At 41.0% G+C, this 19,366-nt stretch carries 12 protein-coding genes; 4 read left to right on the top strand and 8 right to left on the bottom strand.

Annotated features, from left to right (window positions below):
- Positions 1-245: 245 nt before the first annotated feature.
- Positions 246-3,053, bottom strand: a complete 2,808-nt coding sequence (locus tag ABJK37_RS18175) for a bifunctional aconitate hydratase 2/2-methylisocitrate dehydratase (protein ID WP_348356893.1) — start codon at positions 3,051-3,053, stop codon at positions 246-248.
- A 275-nt stretch (positions 3,054-3,328) separates the two neighbouring features.
- Positions 3,329-4,450 (bottom strand): PQQ-dependent sugar dehydrogenase, encoded by a 1,122-nt coding sequence (locus ABJK37_RS18170; RefSeq protein ID WP_348356891.1) that lies wholly within the window; start codon positions 4,448-4,450, stop codon positions 3,329-3,331.
- Between the two features lie 130 nt (positions 4,451-4,580).
- On the opposite strand from ABJK37_RS18170, the gene ABJK37_RS18165 reads away from it, so the two are divergent.
- Positions 4,581-5,039: a hypothetical protein gene (locus tag ABJK37_RS18165; protein ID WP_348356889.1), complete on the top strand. Its 459-nt coding sequence runs from the start codon at positions 4,581-4,583 to the stop codon at positions 5,037-5,039.
- Positions 5,040-5,379: 340 nt separating this feature from the next.
- Here ABJK37_RS18165 and ABJK37_RS18160 read toward each other — a convergent pair whose 3' ends face one another.
- On the bottom strand, positions 5,380-7,248 hold the full coding sequence (locus ABJK37_RS18160; RefSeq protein ID WP_348356887.1) for a winged helix-turn-helix domain-containing protein: 1,869 nt from the start codon (positions 7,246-7,248) through the stop codon (positions 5,380-5,382).
- 171 nt (positions 7,249-7,419) lie between these two features.
- On the opposite strand from ABJK37_RS18160, the gene ABJK37_RS18155 reads away from it, so the two are divergent.
- Positions 7,420-8,184 carry a sterol desaturase family protein gene (locus tag ABJK37_RS18155; RefSeq protein WP_348356885.1) on the top strand — a complete coding sequence of 255 codons (765 nt, stop codon included), beginning with the start codon at positions 7,420-7,422 and terminating at the stop codon, positions 8,182-8,184.
- Positions 8,185-8,487: 303 nt separating this feature from the next.
- Here ABJK37_RS18155 and ABJK37_RS18150 read toward each other — a convergent pair whose 3' ends face one another.
- The 3 genes from ABJK37_RS18150 to ABJK37_RS18140 form a co-directional block, all read right to left on the bottom strand.
- Positions 8,488-10,161, bottom strand: coding sequence for a DUF3466 family protein (locus ABJK37_RS18150; RefSeq protein WP_348356883.1), 1,674 nt, complete (start codon positions 10,159-10,161; stop codon positions 8,488-8,490).
- Positions 10,162-10,349: 188 nt separating this feature from the next.
- The gene (locus ABJK37_RS18145) at positions 10,350-11,861 is read right to left on the bottom strand and encodes a hypothetical protein (protein WP_348356881.1); all 1,512 of its coding nucleotides are present in this window, start codon (positions 11,859-11,861) and stop codon (positions 10,350-10,352) included.
- 406 nt (positions 11,862-12,267) lie between these two features.
- Entirely contained in the window at positions 12,268-12,747 is a 480-nt protein-coding gene (locus tag ABJK37_RS18140) for a DUF2165 family protein (protein ID WP_348356880.1), read from the bottom strand.
- 230 nt (positions 12,748-12,977) lie between these two features.
- Between ABJK37_RS18140 and ABJK37_RS18135 the strand changes: the two genes are divergently transcribed.
- Together ABJK37_RS18135 and pckA are read left to right on the top strand one after the other, a co-directional pair.
- Positions 12,978-13,370 carry a phasin family protein gene (locus ABJK37_RS18135; RefSeq protein WP_348356878.1) on the top strand — a complete coding sequence of 131 codons (393 nt, stop codon included), beginning with the start codon at positions 12,978-12,980 and terminating at the stop codon, positions 13,368-13,370.
- 344 nt (positions 13,371-13,714) lie between these two features.
- Positions 13,715-15,355 carry a phosphoenolpyruvate carboxykinase (ATP) gene (pckA, locus tag ABJK37_RS18130; protein WP_348356876.1) on the top strand — a complete coding sequence of 547 codons (1,641 nt, stop codon included), beginning with the start codon at positions 13,715-13,717 and terminating at the stop codon, positions 15,353-15,355.
- A gap of 57 nt (positions 15,356-15,412) precedes the next feature.
- Here the strand turns inward: pckA and ABJK37_RS18125 are convergent, their stop codons facing one another.
- Together ABJK37_RS18125 and ABJK37_RS18120 are read right to left on the bottom strand one after the other, a co-directional pair.
- Positions 15,413-16,444, bottom strand: a complete 1,032-nt coding sequence (locus ABJK37_RS18125) for a ChaN family lipoprotein (RefSeq protein WP_348356874.1) — start codon at positions 16,442-16,444, stop codon at positions 15,413-15,415.
- Between the two features lie 119 nt (positions 16,445-16,563).
- Positions 16,564-18,861, bottom strand: coding sequence for a YgiQ family radical SAM protein (locus ABJK37_RS18120; RefSeq protein ID WP_348356872.1), 2,298 nt, complete (start codon positions 18,859-18,861; stop codon positions 16,564-16,566).
- Positions 18,862-19,366 lie beyond the last annotated feature (505 nt).

Genomic DNA, 19,366 nt, shown 5'->3' with positions numbered 1-19,366 from the left:
AATCTAACCTCACAAGTATAAGGGGTATTATTACAAAGTGTACATTAGACAAAGCTTAAGATTGCGTTCTATCAATATTTGCTTATTTGATGATATTTTTGGTGTAAAAATAAGAGGGGAAATTTGAGCTGCAAATTAGTTTCTGGATAACAAAGGGCTACCTAAACGTTTTAGTTAATTGAGAGTGGCCTCTCAATTAACTAAAACAGTAACCCTGAATATTTTTAGTTTACGAAATGTATTTCCTAAACAGGATCAGCAATTTTAACTGCAACCGCTGGTGCTGACGTTAATGCATGTGTAGGTGGAGCAAAATCAGTCAGGTTAATACCTTCAACCGCTGCAGTATATTCGTCCATAGTAGGGAAACGACCCAGCATAGTAGAAAGCACAACCAACGGAGTAGAGCCTAGTAATGACTCACCTTTTTTGTCCGCAGAGTCCGCAACAACACGTCCTTGGAACAAACGAGTTGAGGTAGCAATAACCGTATCGCCTGGTTCGGCTTTTTCTTGGTTACCCATACACAAATTACAACCTGGGCGTTCTAAATACATGATGTTTTCATACTTAGTCCGTGCCGCACCTTTAGGGTTAGCATCATCAAATTCAAAACCAGAATACTTTTTCAAGATGTCCCAGTCACCTTCAGCTTTAAGCTCATCAACAATGTTGTAAGTTGGCGGAGCAACAACCAATGGGGCCTTAAATTCAATATTGCCGTTTTGTTTTTCAATGTTACGGAACATTTGCGCAATGATTTGCATATCACCTTTATGCACCATACAAGAACCAACAAAACCTAAATCAACAGGCTTACCTTTATAGTACGAAACAGGGCGAATAACGTCATGGGTATAACGTTTTGATACGTCGTCGTTATTGACATCTGGATCGGCGATCATTGGCTCGTCAATTTGGTCTAAATCAACGACTACTTCAGCGTAATATTTAGCATTATCATCTGGAGTAAGCGCTGGAGCTGAACCTGACTTAATTTCTTCAATACGCTTATTAGCAATATCGATAAGACCTTGTAGCGTTTTAGCTGGATTTTCCATACCTTTATCGATCATGATTTGGATACGGCTTTTAGCAATTTCTAACGAGCCAATTAAGGTTTCATCTTCAGAGATACAGATAGACGCTTTGGCTTTCATCTCTGCTGACCAGTCAGTAAAGGTGAATGCTTGGTCGGCTAATAAAGTACCAATATGTACTTCGATAACACGGCCTTGGAACACATTCTCGCCACCAAACTGCTTAAGCATTTGCGCTTGTGTGGAATGCACCACGTCACGGAAATCCATATAACCTTTCATTTCACCTTTAAAGGTTACTTTTACAGACTCAGGGATAGGCATGGCCGCTTCACCTGTTGCTAGTGCTAAGGCTACTGTGCCTGAGTCAGCACCAAATGCGACACCTTTAGACATACGAGTATGAGAGTCACCACCTATGATAATTGCGCGATCATCCACAGTAATATCATTCAATACTTTATGAATAACATCAGTCATTGCAGGATAAACACCTTTAGGATCACGTGCTGTGATAAGGCCAAATGCGTTCATAAAACTCATTAGTTTAGGAATGTTCGCTTTTGCTTTTGAATCCCAAACAGACGCGGTGTGGCAACCTGATTGGTACGCACCATCAACGATTGGAGAGATAGTTGACGCAGCCATTGCTTCAAGTTCTTGGCAAGTCATAGGGCCAGTGGTGTCTTGTGAACCCACAATATTCACTTTGACCCGCACGTCAGAACCAGCATGTAAGGCATTTTTAGAAGTCACGCCTACCGCATTTCTATTAAATATTTTTTCAACTGCGGTTAAACCTTGACCTTCGATTGAAGTTTCTTTTGAAAGTGCAAAGACAGCTGGCGCTTCGATACCTAAAGTTTCAGCAGCAAAGGTTTGTAATTTTTTACCAAAGACCACGGCGTAAGAACCACCGGCTTTCATAAATTCTACTTTTTGCGGAGTAAAGGCAGATGAAATATCAACCAACTCTTTGTCGCCGTTGTATAATTTCTTGGCCTTTGTATCAATGGTTAAAATGGTTCCAGTCGCCACTGAATAGGCTTCTTCCAACACTGCATCGCCGTTATCATCAACCACTGTGTTGCCGTTAGCATCAACTTTCTTAACCCAGTTTTTAAGGTCAAGACCAATTCCGCCAGTAACGTCAACGGTAGTCAGGAAGATAGGAGAAATACCATTGGTACCAGCAACTACTGGCGCAATGTTAATAAAGGGTACATAAGGACTCGCTTGTTTACCGGCCCAAAGTGCAACGTTGTTGACACCTGACATACGTGATGAACCTACACCCATAGTGCCTTTTTCAGCGATTAACATCACTTTTGCGTTTGGATGTTTAGCTTGTAATGCTTGTATTTCTTGCTGCGCTTCAGGAGTGATCATACATTGGCCGTGTAATTCACGGTCTGCTCGAGAGTGAGCTTGATGACCTGGTGATAATAAATCAGTAGAAATATCACCTTCACCCGCTATATAAGTGACCACTTCAATTTTTTCAGCTACATCTGGTAACTTAGTAAAAAATTCAGCTTGAGCGTAACTTTCTAACAACTCTTTAGCTACCTCATTGCCTGCTTTAAAAGCCGCTTCAAGGCGAGCTGTATCTGCGTCGTATAAAAATACCTGCGTTTTTAATACTTCAGATGCTTTAGTCGCTAATGCTGCGTCATCACCTAATGCAAGATCAAGTAACACTTCGATTGAAGGGCCGCCTTTCATGTGCGATAACAATTCAAAGGCAAATTCAACTGAAATTTCGGCGATAACGGCTTCGCCAAGGATAATTTCTTTTAAGAATTTTGCTTTTTCACTCGCCGCACTAGTGGTTCCTGGCAAGGTGTTATAGATGAAGAAATTCAGCGATACATCTCTGTGCTCATGGCCCGAGTCTTTAATTTGCTCGATAATCTCAGCTAATAATTCAGCACTATCAATTGGCTTGGGAGCCAATCCTAGATCTTTTTTACGATTTTCGATTTCTTCAAGGTATTCTAAAAACAAACTCATATACAACTCCCAAGGGTTATAACGTGCTAATAGTAGGGTAATTAGCAGGGTGAAATTTTGCGACTGTCTACTTAATTTTTAGCAACTAAGCATCATTTGTAAAAACAAACATTAATTACATAAGCAGGAATAAAACCTGACTATTATAAGGGTTATTATTAAAAAGTGGAATTGTGAACTCGCTTTGTTTATCTATAATCAGTATTCATTTAAGTTATAAGTTACTGAAATTTACAGTTTTTTAACAAAAATACATATTTTGAGCAAATCTCGCGCTATTTAGGCACAACTCTTAGTACCTTGCCTTGCACGCTATCGGTTAAAATATAGATAGAACCATCAGGATGAACGCGCACATCTCGAATTCTTTGATCAAGTTCTTTGAATAACGATACTTGCCCAGTTACTTTCAAACCATCCATTTGCACCCAGCGTACCTCTTTGAATTTGAGCACACTCACTAATAAGTCGCCATTCAATGACTTGAATTGTTCGCCACCGTGAACCGCCATACCTGAGGGCGCAATTGAAGGAGTCCAATCGATAAAAGGTTGCTGCATATTCGGGTATTCTGTAAACGGACTAATGCGGCCACCTATATAATCTTTACCATAGGTAATCACCGGCCAACCGTAATTTACCCCCGCTTGAATAATATTGAGTTCATCGCCTCCGTCTGGCCCATGCTCATTGGAAAAAATCACTTGGCGCACAGGATCAAACACAATCGCTTGAGCATTTCTATGTCCATAACTAAAAATATAATTCGTTAACGAATCGGTATTTTTACTAAAATAAGGATTGTTTGCGGGAGCGCTGCCATCGTGGTTTATGCGGATGACCTTGCCCAATAAACTATCAAGTTTCTGCGCATGTTCTCGATAATCAAATCCATCACCACTTGTTATTAATAAGGTATGGTCGGGCAAAAAGGTCATACGACCAGCAAAATGCACTGGTGTAGATTTATAAGGTGAAACCGTAAACACAACTTGTTGTTCAGTTAGTTGATCGCCCACGAGTGTTGCGCGCATGACTTGCAAAGCGTTTTTGTCATGCTCCCCCATAGAATAGGAAAGATACAGCCAACCATTGGATGCAAAATTGGGATGCAAAACCACATCTAATAATCCCCCCTGCCCTTGTACATAAATGTCAGTTGGTAAGCCAGCAATTAGCTCTGGGGATTGCCCTTCGCGGATCCGTAATAATTGACCACTACGCGCAGTTACCAATACACTTTGATCTGGCAGAAATGCAATGGACCAAGGATAATTTATGCCTTTAGCTATCTCGTGGATTTGATGACGAGGGAACTGTGGTTGCGATGCTGCCACAACATTCAAACTTACTATCAAAAGTAAAATCAACGCAAAAATGAAACCTCGATATTGCATAATATGTGTCATCTCTAGTTTAGAATTAGGTTCGGTAACTGAACCATAGTTTTATTGATATTAACATCCAGTTCCCTCATTATCCCCTCAATTCCTAATTCTGCGTTAACAATAAAATAAGTAGTATCTTATGAAACTAAATTTTTACCTTAGGCTTTGTACTCATTTTCTTGTGGCTGTGATTTTTGCATTTATTTTGGCAAGCCTACTTCATAGCCAGTTTGTGATGGCTGAGTTGAGCAAGTTAGGTGTTGTTATATCATTTAACGATCGACTTAGTATGAGTTTGGATGATTTGTTAGGCTTGTACCCTACCTATGGAGTAGTCATAGCGTCTAGTTTTCTCATCGCGTTTGTAGTCGCAAAACCAATAATTAACCGCTTTAAATTGTCGCCTTACCTTATGTATTTTTTGGCGGGAGGGGTCGGTGTATCTGTGGCGCTTTTTGCGATGCACCCTATTTTAGATATTAGTCTTTTAGCCAGCACCAGAAGTACCTTTGGTTTTGTCTGTCAATGTTTGGCAGGAGCGATGGGGGGAGGTGTATTTGCTCACCAGAGGGCGCAAATACACAATATGAGTCAATAATAACTTTCCAGAAAACTGCTTCTAATACCAATTCATCTTATCAATTAGTCACTCAGAGAACACCAGCGACTTTCAATCGAGGCGTAGTCCTGCAGGAATGGCTACCCCATTTCAAAGGACTAGAACGAAGAGTGAAAGTCGCTGGTGTTCTCCCTTTGGGCGAGGTTTAAAAGCACCTACTCTGCGTTGCTCGAACTTACAATGGAATAACTATTGCTTCATTCGAGCGCCTTGATTAGGTGATTTTAAATCTCGCTGAGCGATCAATTGTTAGGATGGATTGGTATAATATACTGACACTAATTAAAGAGATCGAACGTTGAATTTCGGTTTGAGGTAACTAACGCGAGTATTGTCTAACTGCGCCATCATCTAAACCCACTCGTGTTAACAAGGCTAAATAACGAGGGTCACTTTTTATGTGATTTAATCGTGGATCAAAACGCGTAAAAACCAAACAATTAGAACGGTAAGCAATGGCTTCATTGAACAACTCAAATGCCTTGTCAGTCTGATTGAGCAATAAATAAGTGATAGCTGTTTCGTAAGGGCATAAGTAACTCCCCGCGCTTTGGGCTTGCATTAACAATGGGGGAATTTTATCCAACTCACCAGCATGACCATAAGTTTGTGCCAATGCGAGCAAAGAATACGCAGAGCCTGAGTCGAGCAACACCCCTTTTTGAGCCAGTGAAATTGCACGTTTATGATCACCAGCAATTGAAGCAGAAACACTGGCGCCACTGTATATCAACCCCACCTCTGGGTGTAGTTGAATTTGATTTTTGGCCCATTGTATTGCGGCTGAGTTTTCTCCTATCATTGCTAACGCCCAGTGTCCCCAATCGGCAAGCTCGATGTTTAATGGGTCAAGTTGGTTGGCTTTTTCCAGAGACCGATACACCCCTTCTACATCACCAATTCCGGAATAATAAAGTGCAAAACCTACTTCAGTTAGCGCAAGATTTGGATCTTCTTTGCGAGCAGCATTGAGCACTTTCCACGCATCTTCCCAGCGCCATGCAAATACATAAGCCAAACCCAAAGACGATAACGCTTCAGCTGAATCCGGTCTAATTTCAAGTGCCGCTAGAACAGAATCAACAACATCGGGTAAAACCTCCACAGGTTTCTCAAAATAGGACATGATTATACGAAACGCGTCTGCCTTAGCGACATATGCCGCCTCGAAATGAGGATCTAATTTTATAGCCTGAGAAAACAATTCAATCGAGCGTTTTAAGGAGTCATAAGTCAACAAATTTAACTGCTTTTGGCCCGCTACATAGAGCTCGTAAGCCTTTAAATTAGTGGTGGGTAATTCTGACAAGGCACTTTGTTCTTTTGCTAATATGACAACTTTTAGAGTGTCTGAGACAGAAGCAGCAATATCAGTTTGAACCGAAAAAAAGTTAGTGTTATCAATGCGGCTTCGATAGTGATCGTTCCATATTAAATCGTCTTTAATTAAGCTCTCTAGTTCAGTAGTAATTTGAATACTTTGGCTAACATCAACGCTCACCCTTGCATCCAACAAATAGTCAACTTCGGGAAGTCTTTTGCGAATATATTCAGGTGATTTATTGTGTTTAAACGTAAAAGCTGAAGAAGCGGGTATTACCCGTAAACCAGAAATTTGTCGGAGCTTTAAGATGACTTCGCGGGTGATTTGATCAGCAAAGGGTTGCCACTTTTCTCTGTCACCTCCAGAAACACTAAAGGGTACGACCAGGATATAAGGTCGCGTGTCTGATTCAACGTCTAGCTGAGTCGTTCCAGTTGGCCACCAAAAAGCGATGACTAGCAGCATCAAAGCAATAAAAACAAATGCAAGCTTTGGTAACCTCCCCAGTTTGTTTAATGCAACGGAAGGTTGATTTTGAGCGTGATTAGCTGAAGGTAACTCCAACACCTCAGCAATAAACTGGTAGCCTCGTCCTCGCACAGTCTTTATAACTTGCTGCAAATCACCATTATCACCCAGCGCCTTTCTGGCACTTTTAACATGGTTGCTTAAAGTGGTGTCAGAAACCTCACGGCCAGCCCAAATTTTGTCAAATAGCTCATCTCTGGTTACCAAGCGCCCGCGATTTTCGATCAAATAAACCAGTAAGTCGAACACTTTTGGCTCAACAGAAATCGCAGTTGTGCCAAAAGTAATTTGGAACTGTGTGGTGTCAATTTCGAAGTCTGCTACTAGATATTTCATACATGTCTCTCAAGACTTTACATTTGCACAAACAACACTGCATGGCAATCAATTGGCCCATAAGGTTACCCAATAATTAGCTAATTGTTACATAAAATTCAGGTAAATAAACGGCCACAATCGATACTCACACTGACAACAACCACTATTTATTTTAAGGATAATTTAACCATGCCAACACCACTTGAAATCTTACTCGACCCAATATCTCTGGGTGTTATTGCACTTTTCTTTGCGCTAATGTTACTCGAAGTCATAGCACCTGGCCGTAAGCAAACAACGGTAAAAGGATGGGTCCCCCGAGCGTTAATCTTCTTTGTAGGTTACTTCTACCTTTCCACTTATTTACCGCTTTTTTGGGACAAATATCTGATCGAATATCAACTTTTCGACCTTACGGCAATGAACGTTTACGTGAGTACACTTGTCGCGGTACTGGTTTTCGAGCTACTTATTTATGTTTGGCACCGCAGTTTACATAAAACGAATTGGTTATGGCGTTCCTTCCATCAAATGCATCATAGCGCTGAAAGAGTTGATACTCTTGGTGCGTTTTACTTTAGTCCGCTAGATATGATTGGTTTTACAATGATGGGCAGTTTAAGCTTAGCGTTGATTGTTGGCGTTAGCCCAGAAACGACCACATACTTTTTATTCATCACAATGTTTTTGGTAATATTTCAACATACCAATATAAAAACTCCGCAATGGTTAGGCTACTTTATACAACGCCCAGAAAGTCACTCAGTGCACCATGCTAAAGGTGTTCACGCATACAATTATTCAGATTTACCAATCTTCGACATCTTGTTTGGTACCTTTAAAAACCCAGCGGAGTTTGAGAAAGAAATAGGCTTTTACAACGGCGCTTCAGCGAAAATCCCTGACATGTTACTTTGCAAAGATATAGCGTCACAACAAAATAATGCACTGTGAACTTTCACTAAATTACGGATGACTTGGCTGATTGCACTGCTGACAAATAGTACTTTTAGCTAATACCAATTCATCTTATCAATTAGTCGCTGGTGTTCTCCCTTTGGGCGAGGTTTAAAAGCACCTACTCTGCGTTGCTCGAACTTACAATAGAATAACTACTGCTTCATTCGAGCGCCTTGATTAGGTGATTTTAAATCTCGCTGAGCGATCAATTGCTAGGATCGATTGGTATAAGCATCCGTTTGAAGTTCTGATTTGCTAACTAGGCTGGGCATCGATATTGAAACCCAATCAAGAAGACTACTCCCCTTGTTTGGCCCTTAATCTAAAAAGGCACAACAGAAATAACCCTAAGTTTAGGAATAAAGGCATGCTTGCACCTTGGCGTACTTGTTCTACCTCATAAACATCACAGTTATCAATAGAGCCACCTGCGATAGGAATAAGTTTTACCGCAACTACGCTATCAACCAGAGTTTGCCCACCTAATTCATCCAAAATGATTTCCCCGCGAATATTTCTTTGTGGTTTAGATATCAGTGCGGTTGCGACAATTTCATTATTATCATTGATAGCATTTGCCTGCACGATATCGTAATCAGAATTACATTCAGTTAATGAATTAAGCCCTTGAAATATATCGTTTTTGTAATCGTATAAGAACCCTTCTGTTCTGCGTTCTGTTAGCGTAGCTTCAGACTCACCATAACCTACCACAAAGTTTTCGTTATTAATCGAGTTGGCCACACTAGAAGAACCTGCAAAAAAATCATCTGGGTAGAGCGTTAAATCAGCTTCGATGTCATGTATAAAAAACTTAGAACGAGTGGTGCCATTGACACTTTTGGTCACATGCCCGACTACAATATTATCGTTATTGATATCGTACGCCGTACTCGTAAACACTTCATCATCTTGATTAATGGTCGACACCTGATCGCCAATATAAATTGCAGCTGCGGTAGTCAAAGAGTCTGTATCAAGATAATAATTAGGGGATTCTCCCACAGCAATCCCGTAATCATTTATTGCCACTGCCGTGCTTTTGTATGCAGTGTTGTTAGAATCGTCAAGCTCAATTAACATGCCTAATGTGTAGGTATCGATTAAATCTCCGTCTTCGTCGAGTTGCCAAATCAAACCTCTTTGCTGCGCTACCGAAGTTGAATTGTTAAACAAACTAATACTCAGAGTTCGTAAACAAGACTCCTGTGGCACATCGCCCCTTTCTGTTGGGTCAGCGCAGTCTTCTTCTTCTGTCGCATAGGTGTCAGAGACAAACTCGGTTGTACCATATCCCACTACTTGGTTGCTAGAATTGATATCGTAAGCATCACTTAAACCACCAGCAGTGATGTCGGGTGGCGGTAGTTCTGTTACCTCACCATCAACTTGGGCAAAGGCTCGTGAGTAGAAATCATTGAGTACATAGGTTACATCATAAAAGTATTCATTAAGATAGGTTAGGATGTAAAAACCGTCCTGACTATTACCCACCGCATACCCAAAATTATTGATAGATCTAACTTGTGTGGTGGCGCTGTTTCTGTAGTCACCGGTGTTAGGGTCGATAGTATCGAACCCACGCAGTAGGTCGCTGTATGTTTCAGTTGCGATATAACTGTTTAAACTGGCGATTTGTTGAAACTGTTGATCTTGTGAATAGGACGATACGTAGCTATACAGCCAGTTATAATCAATATCACTTAAATCCCCACCTCGAACACCGTCTAAATTATCTAATCCAGCGATCACCTCTGCCGAGTCAAAGTCGATTAAACTTGTATCTATGGGGGGATTATATTGCAACTCCATATTCACAACCGTTTCACCTACGTTATTGATTGCGACTGGGAAGGTGCTATTGCCCAATTCAGCAACTGGCAATTCAACAATTGTGTATTGCGCAGCCTGAACCATTGAGACAGCGAAAATTGAAAGGGTGAAACTAGTAGTAATGATTGGTTTTTTCATTGGAAATCCTGCTGATTTCTATTTTTACTGGAGCTCACTACAAGCGAGTGGCGTTATAACGAGCGCATTTGTTCATGACGCAAATACGCGTTCGCCGCTAAAAGTTGCATACGTAATAAATAGAAAAATAGAATGGCCGAAGCGAAGGACAAGGCACGCATCATCGCTTCGGCAATAATTAGAAAGGTTTAATCGACACGTTTCTGGTCAACCAATAACATTTTGTATCCTGATGAAGCGTTCTCATCTTGTTCAAATATTAGGTATTGCTCTTGGCTAGTTTCGTTCAATACCATTTGCATACTGTCCAAGACAATATCAGTACCGTCTATGGTCGCAATTGCATAGATATCGTAGGTATTATTTAACAAGGTCAAAGAGCCTGAGTTTTCTTGTAATACAGATAACAAATTATCTGCGGTAGATATAATTTCATCATTTAAAACAAAGTAAAAAGTCACGCGGCTAAAGTCTTCGGAATTTGCCAAATTCACTACCTTTACACCATGACTGTATATGCTCGAGCTACTACTTTTAGTAAGAGTCAAAGACTTAACCACAATTTCGTAGTCATCAACGATACCATCGCCATTTTCGTCAATATCACCATCTTCATCTTCGTCAATCGCATCTTTTCGACCATATAAGAAAATAGTGTTATCAGCGTTTTCTTGAAGGCTTAGTAGGGCATCTTTGATGTATAACTCAGAGGTTTCAGAATTAAGTACATCGAAGGCATAATCACCATTAGACGTGATAGTCGACTCGCTAAACTCTCCTTTAGCCAAGTCGTCTATTTTGACTTTAGTGGTATCAGCAATTCTAACGTCTATATCAATCTTACCTTGGTAATCAGGCAAATAATCGTTGCTAGATATCGCATTATAAAAACCAAATTCAGCTTCAGAATCAACATCTTGCAACTCTGTTATGCCGTTAATTCCGATACTGTCGATAGTGAAATCGGAAGACCCAACACCGGTATTATCTCGTAACACAATGATATATTGGCTGACTACCGAATAAGACTGGTCGACCGAGGTAAAAATCACATCGCTGCTACCGGGCAGAGTGATGTAAAAAATATATTGATCTTGTTCAAGTTTCATATTGTCTGACAAGTCTTGATAACTTGCCGTAGCTAAAAATTCAGCTTCATTGAAGGTTTCGTTGTCTTTAGAAACATAAACATCAACGTCTTGAATATCGGCATGAATATTTAATAGACGAACATTAAACAGGTCATCGTCGTCATCATCATCATCATCGACAACATCAATATCAAAACGAAGTACTTCTGGCTCACGAACATCACCTGTTAGCGCAATAAAACTGATAGTATCAGATTGGATTTTTGCACTGTCTTCGTAAATTATTTCTAGATCACTTCTGTCACTGCTCTCTTCGTCCTGCCAAGCTAACTCAATAAAATAAGTATCAGTATCAAGCGCGTTATTGCCACTGACTTCAGTAAAATCGACCGCGCTATAGGTGACTTCAATTTCGTCGTCGTCATCATCATCAAGATTTTCATCTACCGTTAGAAAAATTCCTGGAGCATTAGGTGATGCGTTATAAAACTTCACATAACCCGTGCCGTTATCGTCACTACTTGAACATCCCGACAACACAAACATTGAAAGGCTAATGCATAACATTAATGATTGATAAAAAGGATGGCCCACTTTACTAAACTTCATTGTCTCTCCAGTTACTATTATTTTCTTATCGCGTTCGATAAATAAATCGTCTATTGAATAATTACTGGTGGGACACAAGGGTAAAATTTTAGTTCTTGGCTTATCGCAGCTTGCACATTGTTTGCACATTTGCGGTTAGACAATTACCAAACGGTTAATGAACGATAGTCATTGATGAATTTCGATGATGTCAAACAAAGGATTGCTGGCTACAACTTAGAGAACTTCAAAATTAAGGCCAGCAAAGCTAAGTTCAATATCTCTCGAAGTGCTGATTTAACATAGCGCTTTAACGTGTAACAAATTGGATGGGCTCTACTTCCCCCTTGGATACTGACTGTTAGCCACCCAAATAGAGAAAAACCAAGTAACATATCGAACTCAAACCCTAACCGAAAGGAAACTTTTATTCCTTGGTTGCAACAAACAACGCAATGACACCAATCATGCCGCCATATCTAAAAGCAGACTGCAGCACTGGGCCAAGCATTGTTTCGGAGCGCCATAGTTCAAACCAACTTTCGGCTATTACTATAAAACCAGCAAACAACATGATTAGCGCCACCCCGCATCCTGCTAAGGCGAGATTTTTAGCCTTAAGGTATGCATTATCAGAGACATGTGCGTGCCACATCTTAATGCCACCTATACTGCACAACACACCCGCTAAAATTTTAGACAACAATATAAATAGCGCACCAACCCAAATGACAAACAGGTTTGACGTAGCTTGCCAACCATCGGCCCCACCATCAATAGTGATCATAGAGGTCACCGCAGATACCGCGGCTATGGTGCCACTCCAGTCAACTAGATTGTGAATAGCGCCAACAAAGCCCCATAAAGCAACGGTTAACACCATTATTGATTTGACTCGTTTAAGCATTGAAATGTCCTTTAGAGTTAAATAGAGAATTAATATTAGTGCCACAATTTAAATTTTGCTGCGTTCCTCTTCCGCTTTTGAACAACTTAGACTCAAAGCTTACTTAGAAGAGGTTTTATAATTAATTTTAGAGAAATTGTCTAATTAGTATGCGATTTCTAATTTTAATCCGTAATATCCATTCCATCGAAGCAGTACGTTTAATTTTAAATAGCTACGGAGTAAAAATTATGAACAACATCGACATGATTAAAGAGAAAGCCGCCTCTGCAGAAGATATGGCTCGTAAAGTTTGGTTAGCAGGTCTTGGTGCTTACGGTAAAGGTTATGAGGAAGTGAAAGGTCGTTTTGAAGCCCTTTCAACTGATTCAAATAAATTGTTTACCGAACTGGTTGCTAAAGGCGAAAAGCTTGAAACTGAAGGCAAAGGTAAAGTGGAAGAAGTGAAAACTAAAGTAGCTGAAAAAACTGAAATCGATTCACGTATCGAAACAGTTCGTTCAAAACTTGGTTTTAACAACACCGATACCGATCAAAAAATCGAAGAGTTAAGTGCAAAAATTGACGCATTAACCGACGCGGTTGCTAAATTAGCAGCTAAACCGGCGGCTAAAAAAGCGTAAGTTTTGTCAAGCCTCATACAATGAACACAAGAGAGCTTTCGGGCTCTCTTTTTTTGTGGATGTTTTAAGCAACATACCAACAAATCTGGCAACGTTAACTCTCGCCATTTCCATTCTCAATAAACACTTTAAGCCATTTCCTCAATTACCCTTATCTATTGTTCAATACAGCTACATTCACAACATGAATGACAAAGATAATTTTATTTTTAAGATCTGAGTTTTTTTTAGGTGTATAAAAATAGTGCCAATTACACCTTATGTTCATAGACCACTGGACCTAGTACTGATGTTTTTTTATCACTACTATGGCTAAAAAATTCACAAAGAATAATGGATTGAGTATGACCTTAACTACTTCGCAAAAAACCGCCACAAGACTCAAAAAAGTGCGTACCCATTTAGAAGCAATCGGGTTGGAAAATATTACAAACATCATCCATAACCCCAGTTATGAAACATTATTCGACGCTGAAACAGATGCTGCCCTTACGGGTTACGAAAAAGGCACAGTAACAGAATCTGGAGCCGTAAATGTGGATACTGGGATATACACTGGCCGCTCTCCTAAAGATAAATTTATTGTCAAAGACGCTACCACCCAAGATACAGTATGGTGGCGAACCCCAGAAAATGGCAACGACAATAAACCCATTTCAACAGACACATGGCAAGCTCTCAAACAAATCAGTCAAAAACAATTATCGAGTAGCGATTTATATGTGGTGGATGCCATATGTGGCGCTAATCCAAATACCGCCCTAAAAGTACGTTTTGTCATGCAAGTGGCGTGGCAAGCTCACTTTGTGAAAAACATGTTTATTCGCCCGAGTGAAGAACAGTTAGATAACTTCGAGCCAGACTTTGTCGTCATGAACGCGTCGAAAACATCAGACAAAAACTTCAAACAACACCAAATTAACTCAGAGACATTTGTAGCCTTTAATTTGACTGAAAAAATCCAGCTAATAGGTGGCACTTGGTATGGTGGCGAAATGAAAAAAGGCATGTTCTCTATGATGAACTACTTTTTGCCACTTCAAGGCATTGCCTCGATGCACTGTTCAGCCAATGTCTGTAAAAATGATGAAACCGCGATATTTTTTGGTTTATCTGGTACGGGTAAAACCACCTTATCCGCCGATCCCAATCGCGCGTTAATAGGTGATGACGAACATGGGTGGGATGACGACGGAGTGTTTAATTTTGAAGGCGGTTGTTATGCAAAAACCATTGATTTAGATCCCCAAAAAGAACCCGAAATTTATCACGCCATTAAACGTAACGCTTTATTAGAAAATGTTGTGATAAATGGCAACACCCCTGACTATTGTGATAGCAGCAAAACCGAAAATACTCGTGTGTCTTATCCCATCGAACATATCGAAAACCGCGTGTTAGGTGTCAGTAAAGCTGGGCATGCTAAAAAAGTGATATTTTTGACTGCCGATGCCTTTGGGGTGTTTCCCCCAGTATCACGTTTAACTAGTGAGCAAGCCAAATACCATTATCTGTCGGGTTTCACAGCTAAATTAGCAGGTACAGAACGTGGCGTTACCGAACCAACCCCCACTTTTTCGTCTTGTTTTGGGCAGGCTTTTTTAAGCTTGCACCCAACTCAATATGCTCATGTACTCGAACAACGTATGGCCGATGCAGGTGCCAGTGCTTATTTGGTCAATACCGGTTGGAACGGTACTGGCAAACGTATAAGTTTAGCCGACACCCGAGCCATCATAGATGCCATCTTAAGCGGCGAAGTAGAAGATGCACAATGTGCCACCCTGCCTTACTTTAATTTGGCTTTCCCCACCAGCATTACCGGGGTTGATAGTCAATTGTTAGATCCGCGGAGCACTTACTCCAATAACAACGATTGGGATAAAAAAGCCCGAGACTTAGCCACTCGTTTTATCGATAACTTTGCTAAGTTCACCGACAATGAAGAAGGTAAAGCCTTAACTAAAGCTGGTCCGCATTTATAAAATCAATTGGTTCAGGCACGTGGCAGAATGTGCCTGAACCTCTGCGAGCCACAAAAACTAAGGAATATCGCAGGTTTCTGTCATGCGTTGTTTAATTAATTTACGAATGGAAGCATTACGTTTATCGTCATTATGAAAACGCTCAGGCATAGGCCGCAATAAGTAAATATAGTCACCTTGTTCATATTGCGCGGCGCTCGCCATAGGATGCATATTATCCTCGACCATCACTGGACTTAGCACCTTAACTTTTAGATTGGGGCGCATATCTTCTAATACGGCAACCGTGCCTAAACGATTATCACTATGAAATGCGCCATTTAGGTGGATAACTTTTACATCGGGATGTGTTTCTAAGGCATGAATGATCGACTGCGCCATAGTGGTGTCCCGTAATAATTGCGCAGCATAAGTTTTCATTTGGCTTTTTTGCTGTTGCTCTGGGGTTTGCCCATGACTACGTCCTGAGGACTGAATAAAAGACATAAATTTATCTTTATAGTTTTCATTCTCTAAGTCCAATTCTTTAGCAGACCAATCGGCTTGCTCAGTGGGAAAACGCGCAATCACTTCAGGTCCTTTTTTGCCTACACATCTAACATGCATGGCCGGTGAATTGGCTGCTACAACAGGAATGTGATGCTCTTTTGCAAACTCAACAATCGCCCGATATGACCCCTTGTAATCTGGCCAAGCATTACCATCCTCTATTAAGGTTGATTCTCCATACTCTCCTGCTAGGTATTTATCTAACACTGCTTGACTGTCACGAGTAAATTGCTCCATCGACAAAATCAAATTAGGGTTGTGTTTAAATAGGGCCTCCAATAATTGTAATTGCAATAAGTGGGAGCCTTGATGAGAATGAAACTCACCGATGAATACCACGTCAGTGTCTTTTAGGTTCTCAGCCAATTGCGTCACAGATTCAGGATTTTTATTGAGCGTATTAATCACTTGAAAACTATACATGGATGTTAACGGCGCGATATCGCCAGCAGAAATTGCTGATGCTCTTTTCGGCATTGTATTAGTGCAAGAGGCTAAGCTGGCCATCAAAACTGCCGTGGTTATAATTTTAACAAACATATACTTTCCAAAAATGTTATATCTAGCATTACGGTAAATACTTAAAGCAGGATTACCTAATCAATCCGATAACTAGAACGATGAAGTTGACCAACGCAATTAACTACTAAATCAAAGGATTAGCGAGACTGGCGCTTTTTACCTTTTGGCTTTCCGCCTCTACCTTGTTCAGTTTTTGCCGCTTGATTATGGGGCTGATTGTCGCTGAAGCGAGTCAGGCCTTTTTGCGCTCTGGAAGCGTTGCCAGACTTTCCTTTAGCAAACGCTTTGTTGCCTGAACGTTTAGCAAATTCTTTTTGATCTCGACCTTTTAGCTCATTACGACTTTCAGCTGGCACTAAACAATTTGGGCTATTACCTATCAGATGTGCCTTACCCATTTCTTTAAGGGTTTTACGTAATATTGGCCAGTTGGCTGGATCGTGATAGCGCAAAAACGCGCGGTGCAAACGTCTATGAATTTCACCTTTTGGCACTTCAACCATTTCACTTTTGTGATTCACTTTATGTATCGGGTTTTTGTTGGTGTGATACATAGTAGTGGCGTTGGCCATAGGCGATGGATAAAAGTTTTGTACTTGATCTAACTTAAAGTTGCGTTCTTTAAGCCATAACGCCAAATTCAACATATCTTCGTCTTCAGTACCTGGATGCGCCGAAATAAAATACGGGATGAGGTATTGGTCTTTGCCCGCTTCTTTGGTGTATTTGTCGAACAATTCTTTGAACTTATCATAGGTGCCCATGCCAGGCTTCATCATTTTATCTAGCGGTGCTTTTTCGGTATGTTCAGGGGCAATTTTTAAATAACCACCTACATGATGTGTCACTAACTCGCGTACATAATTCGGGTCTTCAATGGCTAAGTCGTAACGCACGCCTGAGGCGATCAAGACTTTTTTCACCCCTTCGACATCACGGGCTTTGCGATACAACTCAACCGTAGGCGTTTGGTCGGTATCTAAATGTCCGCAAATTTCTGGCCATACACAAGATAAACGGCGACAAGCTTGTTCCGCTTTAGGGCTTTTACAGCGCAACTTATACATATTCGCAGTAGGGCCACCAAGATCGGAGATAACGCCGGTAAAGCCAGGGACTTTGTCGCGAATTTCTTCAATCTCGCGAATAATGGATTCTTCCGAGCGGCTTTGGATCACCCTGCCCTCATGCTCGGTAATCGAACAAAAAGTACAACCGCCGAAACAGCCACGCATAATGTTCACCGAGGTTTTGATCATGTCGTAGGCGGGTATCTTGGCTTTGCCGTAACTAGGATGGGGTACACGTGCATAAGGTAAGTCAAACACCGCGTCCATTTCTTCGGTTTCTAATGGGTAAGCAGGTGGGTTGATCCAAATAATGCGATCGCCATGGCGCTGCACTAGGGCACGGGCACATCCGGGATTGGTTTCTTTATGTAGGATCCGCGAAGTGTGGGCGTAGTGCGTTTTTTCAGCACGCACCACATCATATGCAGGCAACATCACATAGGTTTTATCCCATGGTTTGACTCTTTTGGTTTTCGAGGTAAACGGCTGCACGACTATAGGTTGCGCTTTTTGCTCTTCGATAGCCGCTTTTTTTTCAGCGTCAGATGAAACCGCACATTTATCTTCGATGATTTCATAGGGGCTAACAATAGGATCGATTTTACCAATGCTATCGAGGTGAGTTGAATCCACCCCCTGCCAACCAGGAAGCGGCTCTTTACGAATAACCGCAGTACCACGAATATCTTGCATTTGCTCAATGGTTTCGCCAGCGGCAAAGCGGTGCGCCATTTCTAACAATGGACGTTCTGCGTTACCAAACATCAACATGTCGGCTTTGGAATCAAACAATACGCTACGGCGTACTTTGTCCGACCAATAATCATAGTGGGCAATTCGCCTTAAACTGGCTTCAATACCACCAATAACTACAGGTTTTTTGTAGGCTTCTTTACAGCGCTGGGTATAAACCGTAACGGCACGGTCGGGACGTTTACCACCTTCGTTGTTAGGTGTGTAGGCATCATCATGGCGTAATTTACGCTCGGCGGTATAACGATTAATCATCGAGTCCATGTTGCCTGCGGTCACACCAAAAAATAAATTAGGTTCACCGAGCTGCATAAAGGCATCTTTGCTGTGCCAATCAGGTTGCGAAATTATCCCTACTCTAAAGCCTTGGGCTTCTAAAGTACGACCAATCACCGCCATACCAAAACTAGGATGATCCACATAAGCATCACCCGTCACCAAAATAATATCGCAACTATCCCAGCCTAATTTATCCATCTCTTTGCGCGACATAGGCAAAAACGGCGCAGGCCCAAAACATTCCGCCCAGTATTTAGGGAAGGAAAACAAACCACGCTCCGCTTTCATTCGGGCTACTGGTTTGGATCGAGAGGCAGGTTGAATAGTTGGCATTAATGGTCTCAAAAAATATCTAAAAAGCTGTTCAAAAAATCGGCGGGATTATAACAGAATAGTTTAGCGGCTGTTGAGTTAAAACTATTGTAATAAGAACAAGTTGCCGCAATGGCGAAGTACTTTTAAAGAATTGCACTCATCTTAATTAAATCAGTTGTTGTGTAGATTAGTATGTGGCCAAGTCTAACTGTTGTGTCTGGGGCGAAAACTGTAAATTGTAAATAGCAAAAGACAAAAGCTTCTCACCACAGAGATTTAGTATCTAAAGGCTATTAATTGATGGCAGACGAAGAGATAAAAGCCGCGTAATAGCCATTAAGCTCAAGGGGATAGAATCGGAAATTTAGTAATGTTGATTAATATAGTAATGATCGCAGGATTATTAGCCCCACTATTACTTGTACGAAACGCCCCCTATAAACCATATAACGGCTTACAGTGTTTTTTATGTCTTTATTTCGTGGTTTAAAAAGCTAAATGTCTAAGTAGGAATATGGCAATT

This window comes from Paraglaciecola sp., assembly GCF_039964565.1.
GTDB lineage: Bacteria > Pseudomonadota > Gammaproteobacteria > Enterobacterales > Alteromonadaceae > Paraglaciecola.
This window is presented reverse-complemented; position numbering and strand designations above follow the sequence as displayed.

Bases quoted from the DNA above. Each gene is read 5' to 3' on its own strand.
- ABJK37_RS18175 (WP_348356893.1), bottom strand. From the start codon at position 3,053: ATGAGTTTGTTTTTAGAATACCTTGAAGAAATCGAAAATCGTAAAAAA.
- ABJK37_RS18170 (WP_348356891.1), bottom strand. From the start codon at position 4,450: ATGCAATATCGAGGTTTCATTTTTGCGTTGATTTTACTTTTGATAGTA.
- ABJK37_RS18165 (WP_348356889.1), top strand. From the start codon at position 4,581: ATGAAACTAAATTTTTACCTTAGGCTTTGTACTCATTTTCTTGTGGCT.
- ABJK37_RS18160 (WP_348356887.1), bottom strand. From the start codon at position 7,248: ATGAAATATCTAGTAGCAGACTTCGAAATTGACACCACACAGTTCCAA.
- ABJK37_RS18155 (WP_348356885.1), top strand. From the start codon at position 7,420: ATGCCAACACCACTTGAAATCTTACTCGACCCAATATCTCTGGGTGTT.
- ABJK37_RS18150 (WP_348356883.1), bottom strand. From the start codon at position 10,161: ATGAAAAAACCAATCATTACTACTAGTTTCACCCTTTCAATTTTCGCT.
- ABJK37_RS18145 (WP_348356881.1), bottom strand. From the start codon at position 11,861: ATGAAGTTTAGTAAAGTGGGCCATCCTTTTTATCAATCATTAATGTTA.
- ABJK37_RS18140 (WP_348356880.1), bottom strand. From the start codon at position 12,747: ATGCTTAAACGAGTCAAATCAATAATGGTGTTAACCGTTGCTTTATGG.
- ABJK37_RS18135 (WP_348356878.1), top strand. From the start codon at position 12,978: ATGAACAACATCGACATGATTAAAGAGAAAGCCGCCTCTGCAGAAGAT.
- pckA (WP_348356876.1), top strand. From the start codon at position 13,715: ATGACCTTAACTACTTCGCAAAAAACCGCCACAAGACTCAAAAAAGTG.
- ABJK37_RS18125 (WP_348356874.1), bottom strand. From the start codon at position 16,444: ATGTTTGTTAAAATTATAACCACGGCAGTTTTGATGGCCAGCTTAGCC.
- ABJK37_RS18120 (WP_348356872.1), bottom strand. From the start codon at position 18,861: ATGCCAACTATTCAACCTGCCTCTCGATCCAAACCAGTAGCCCGAATG.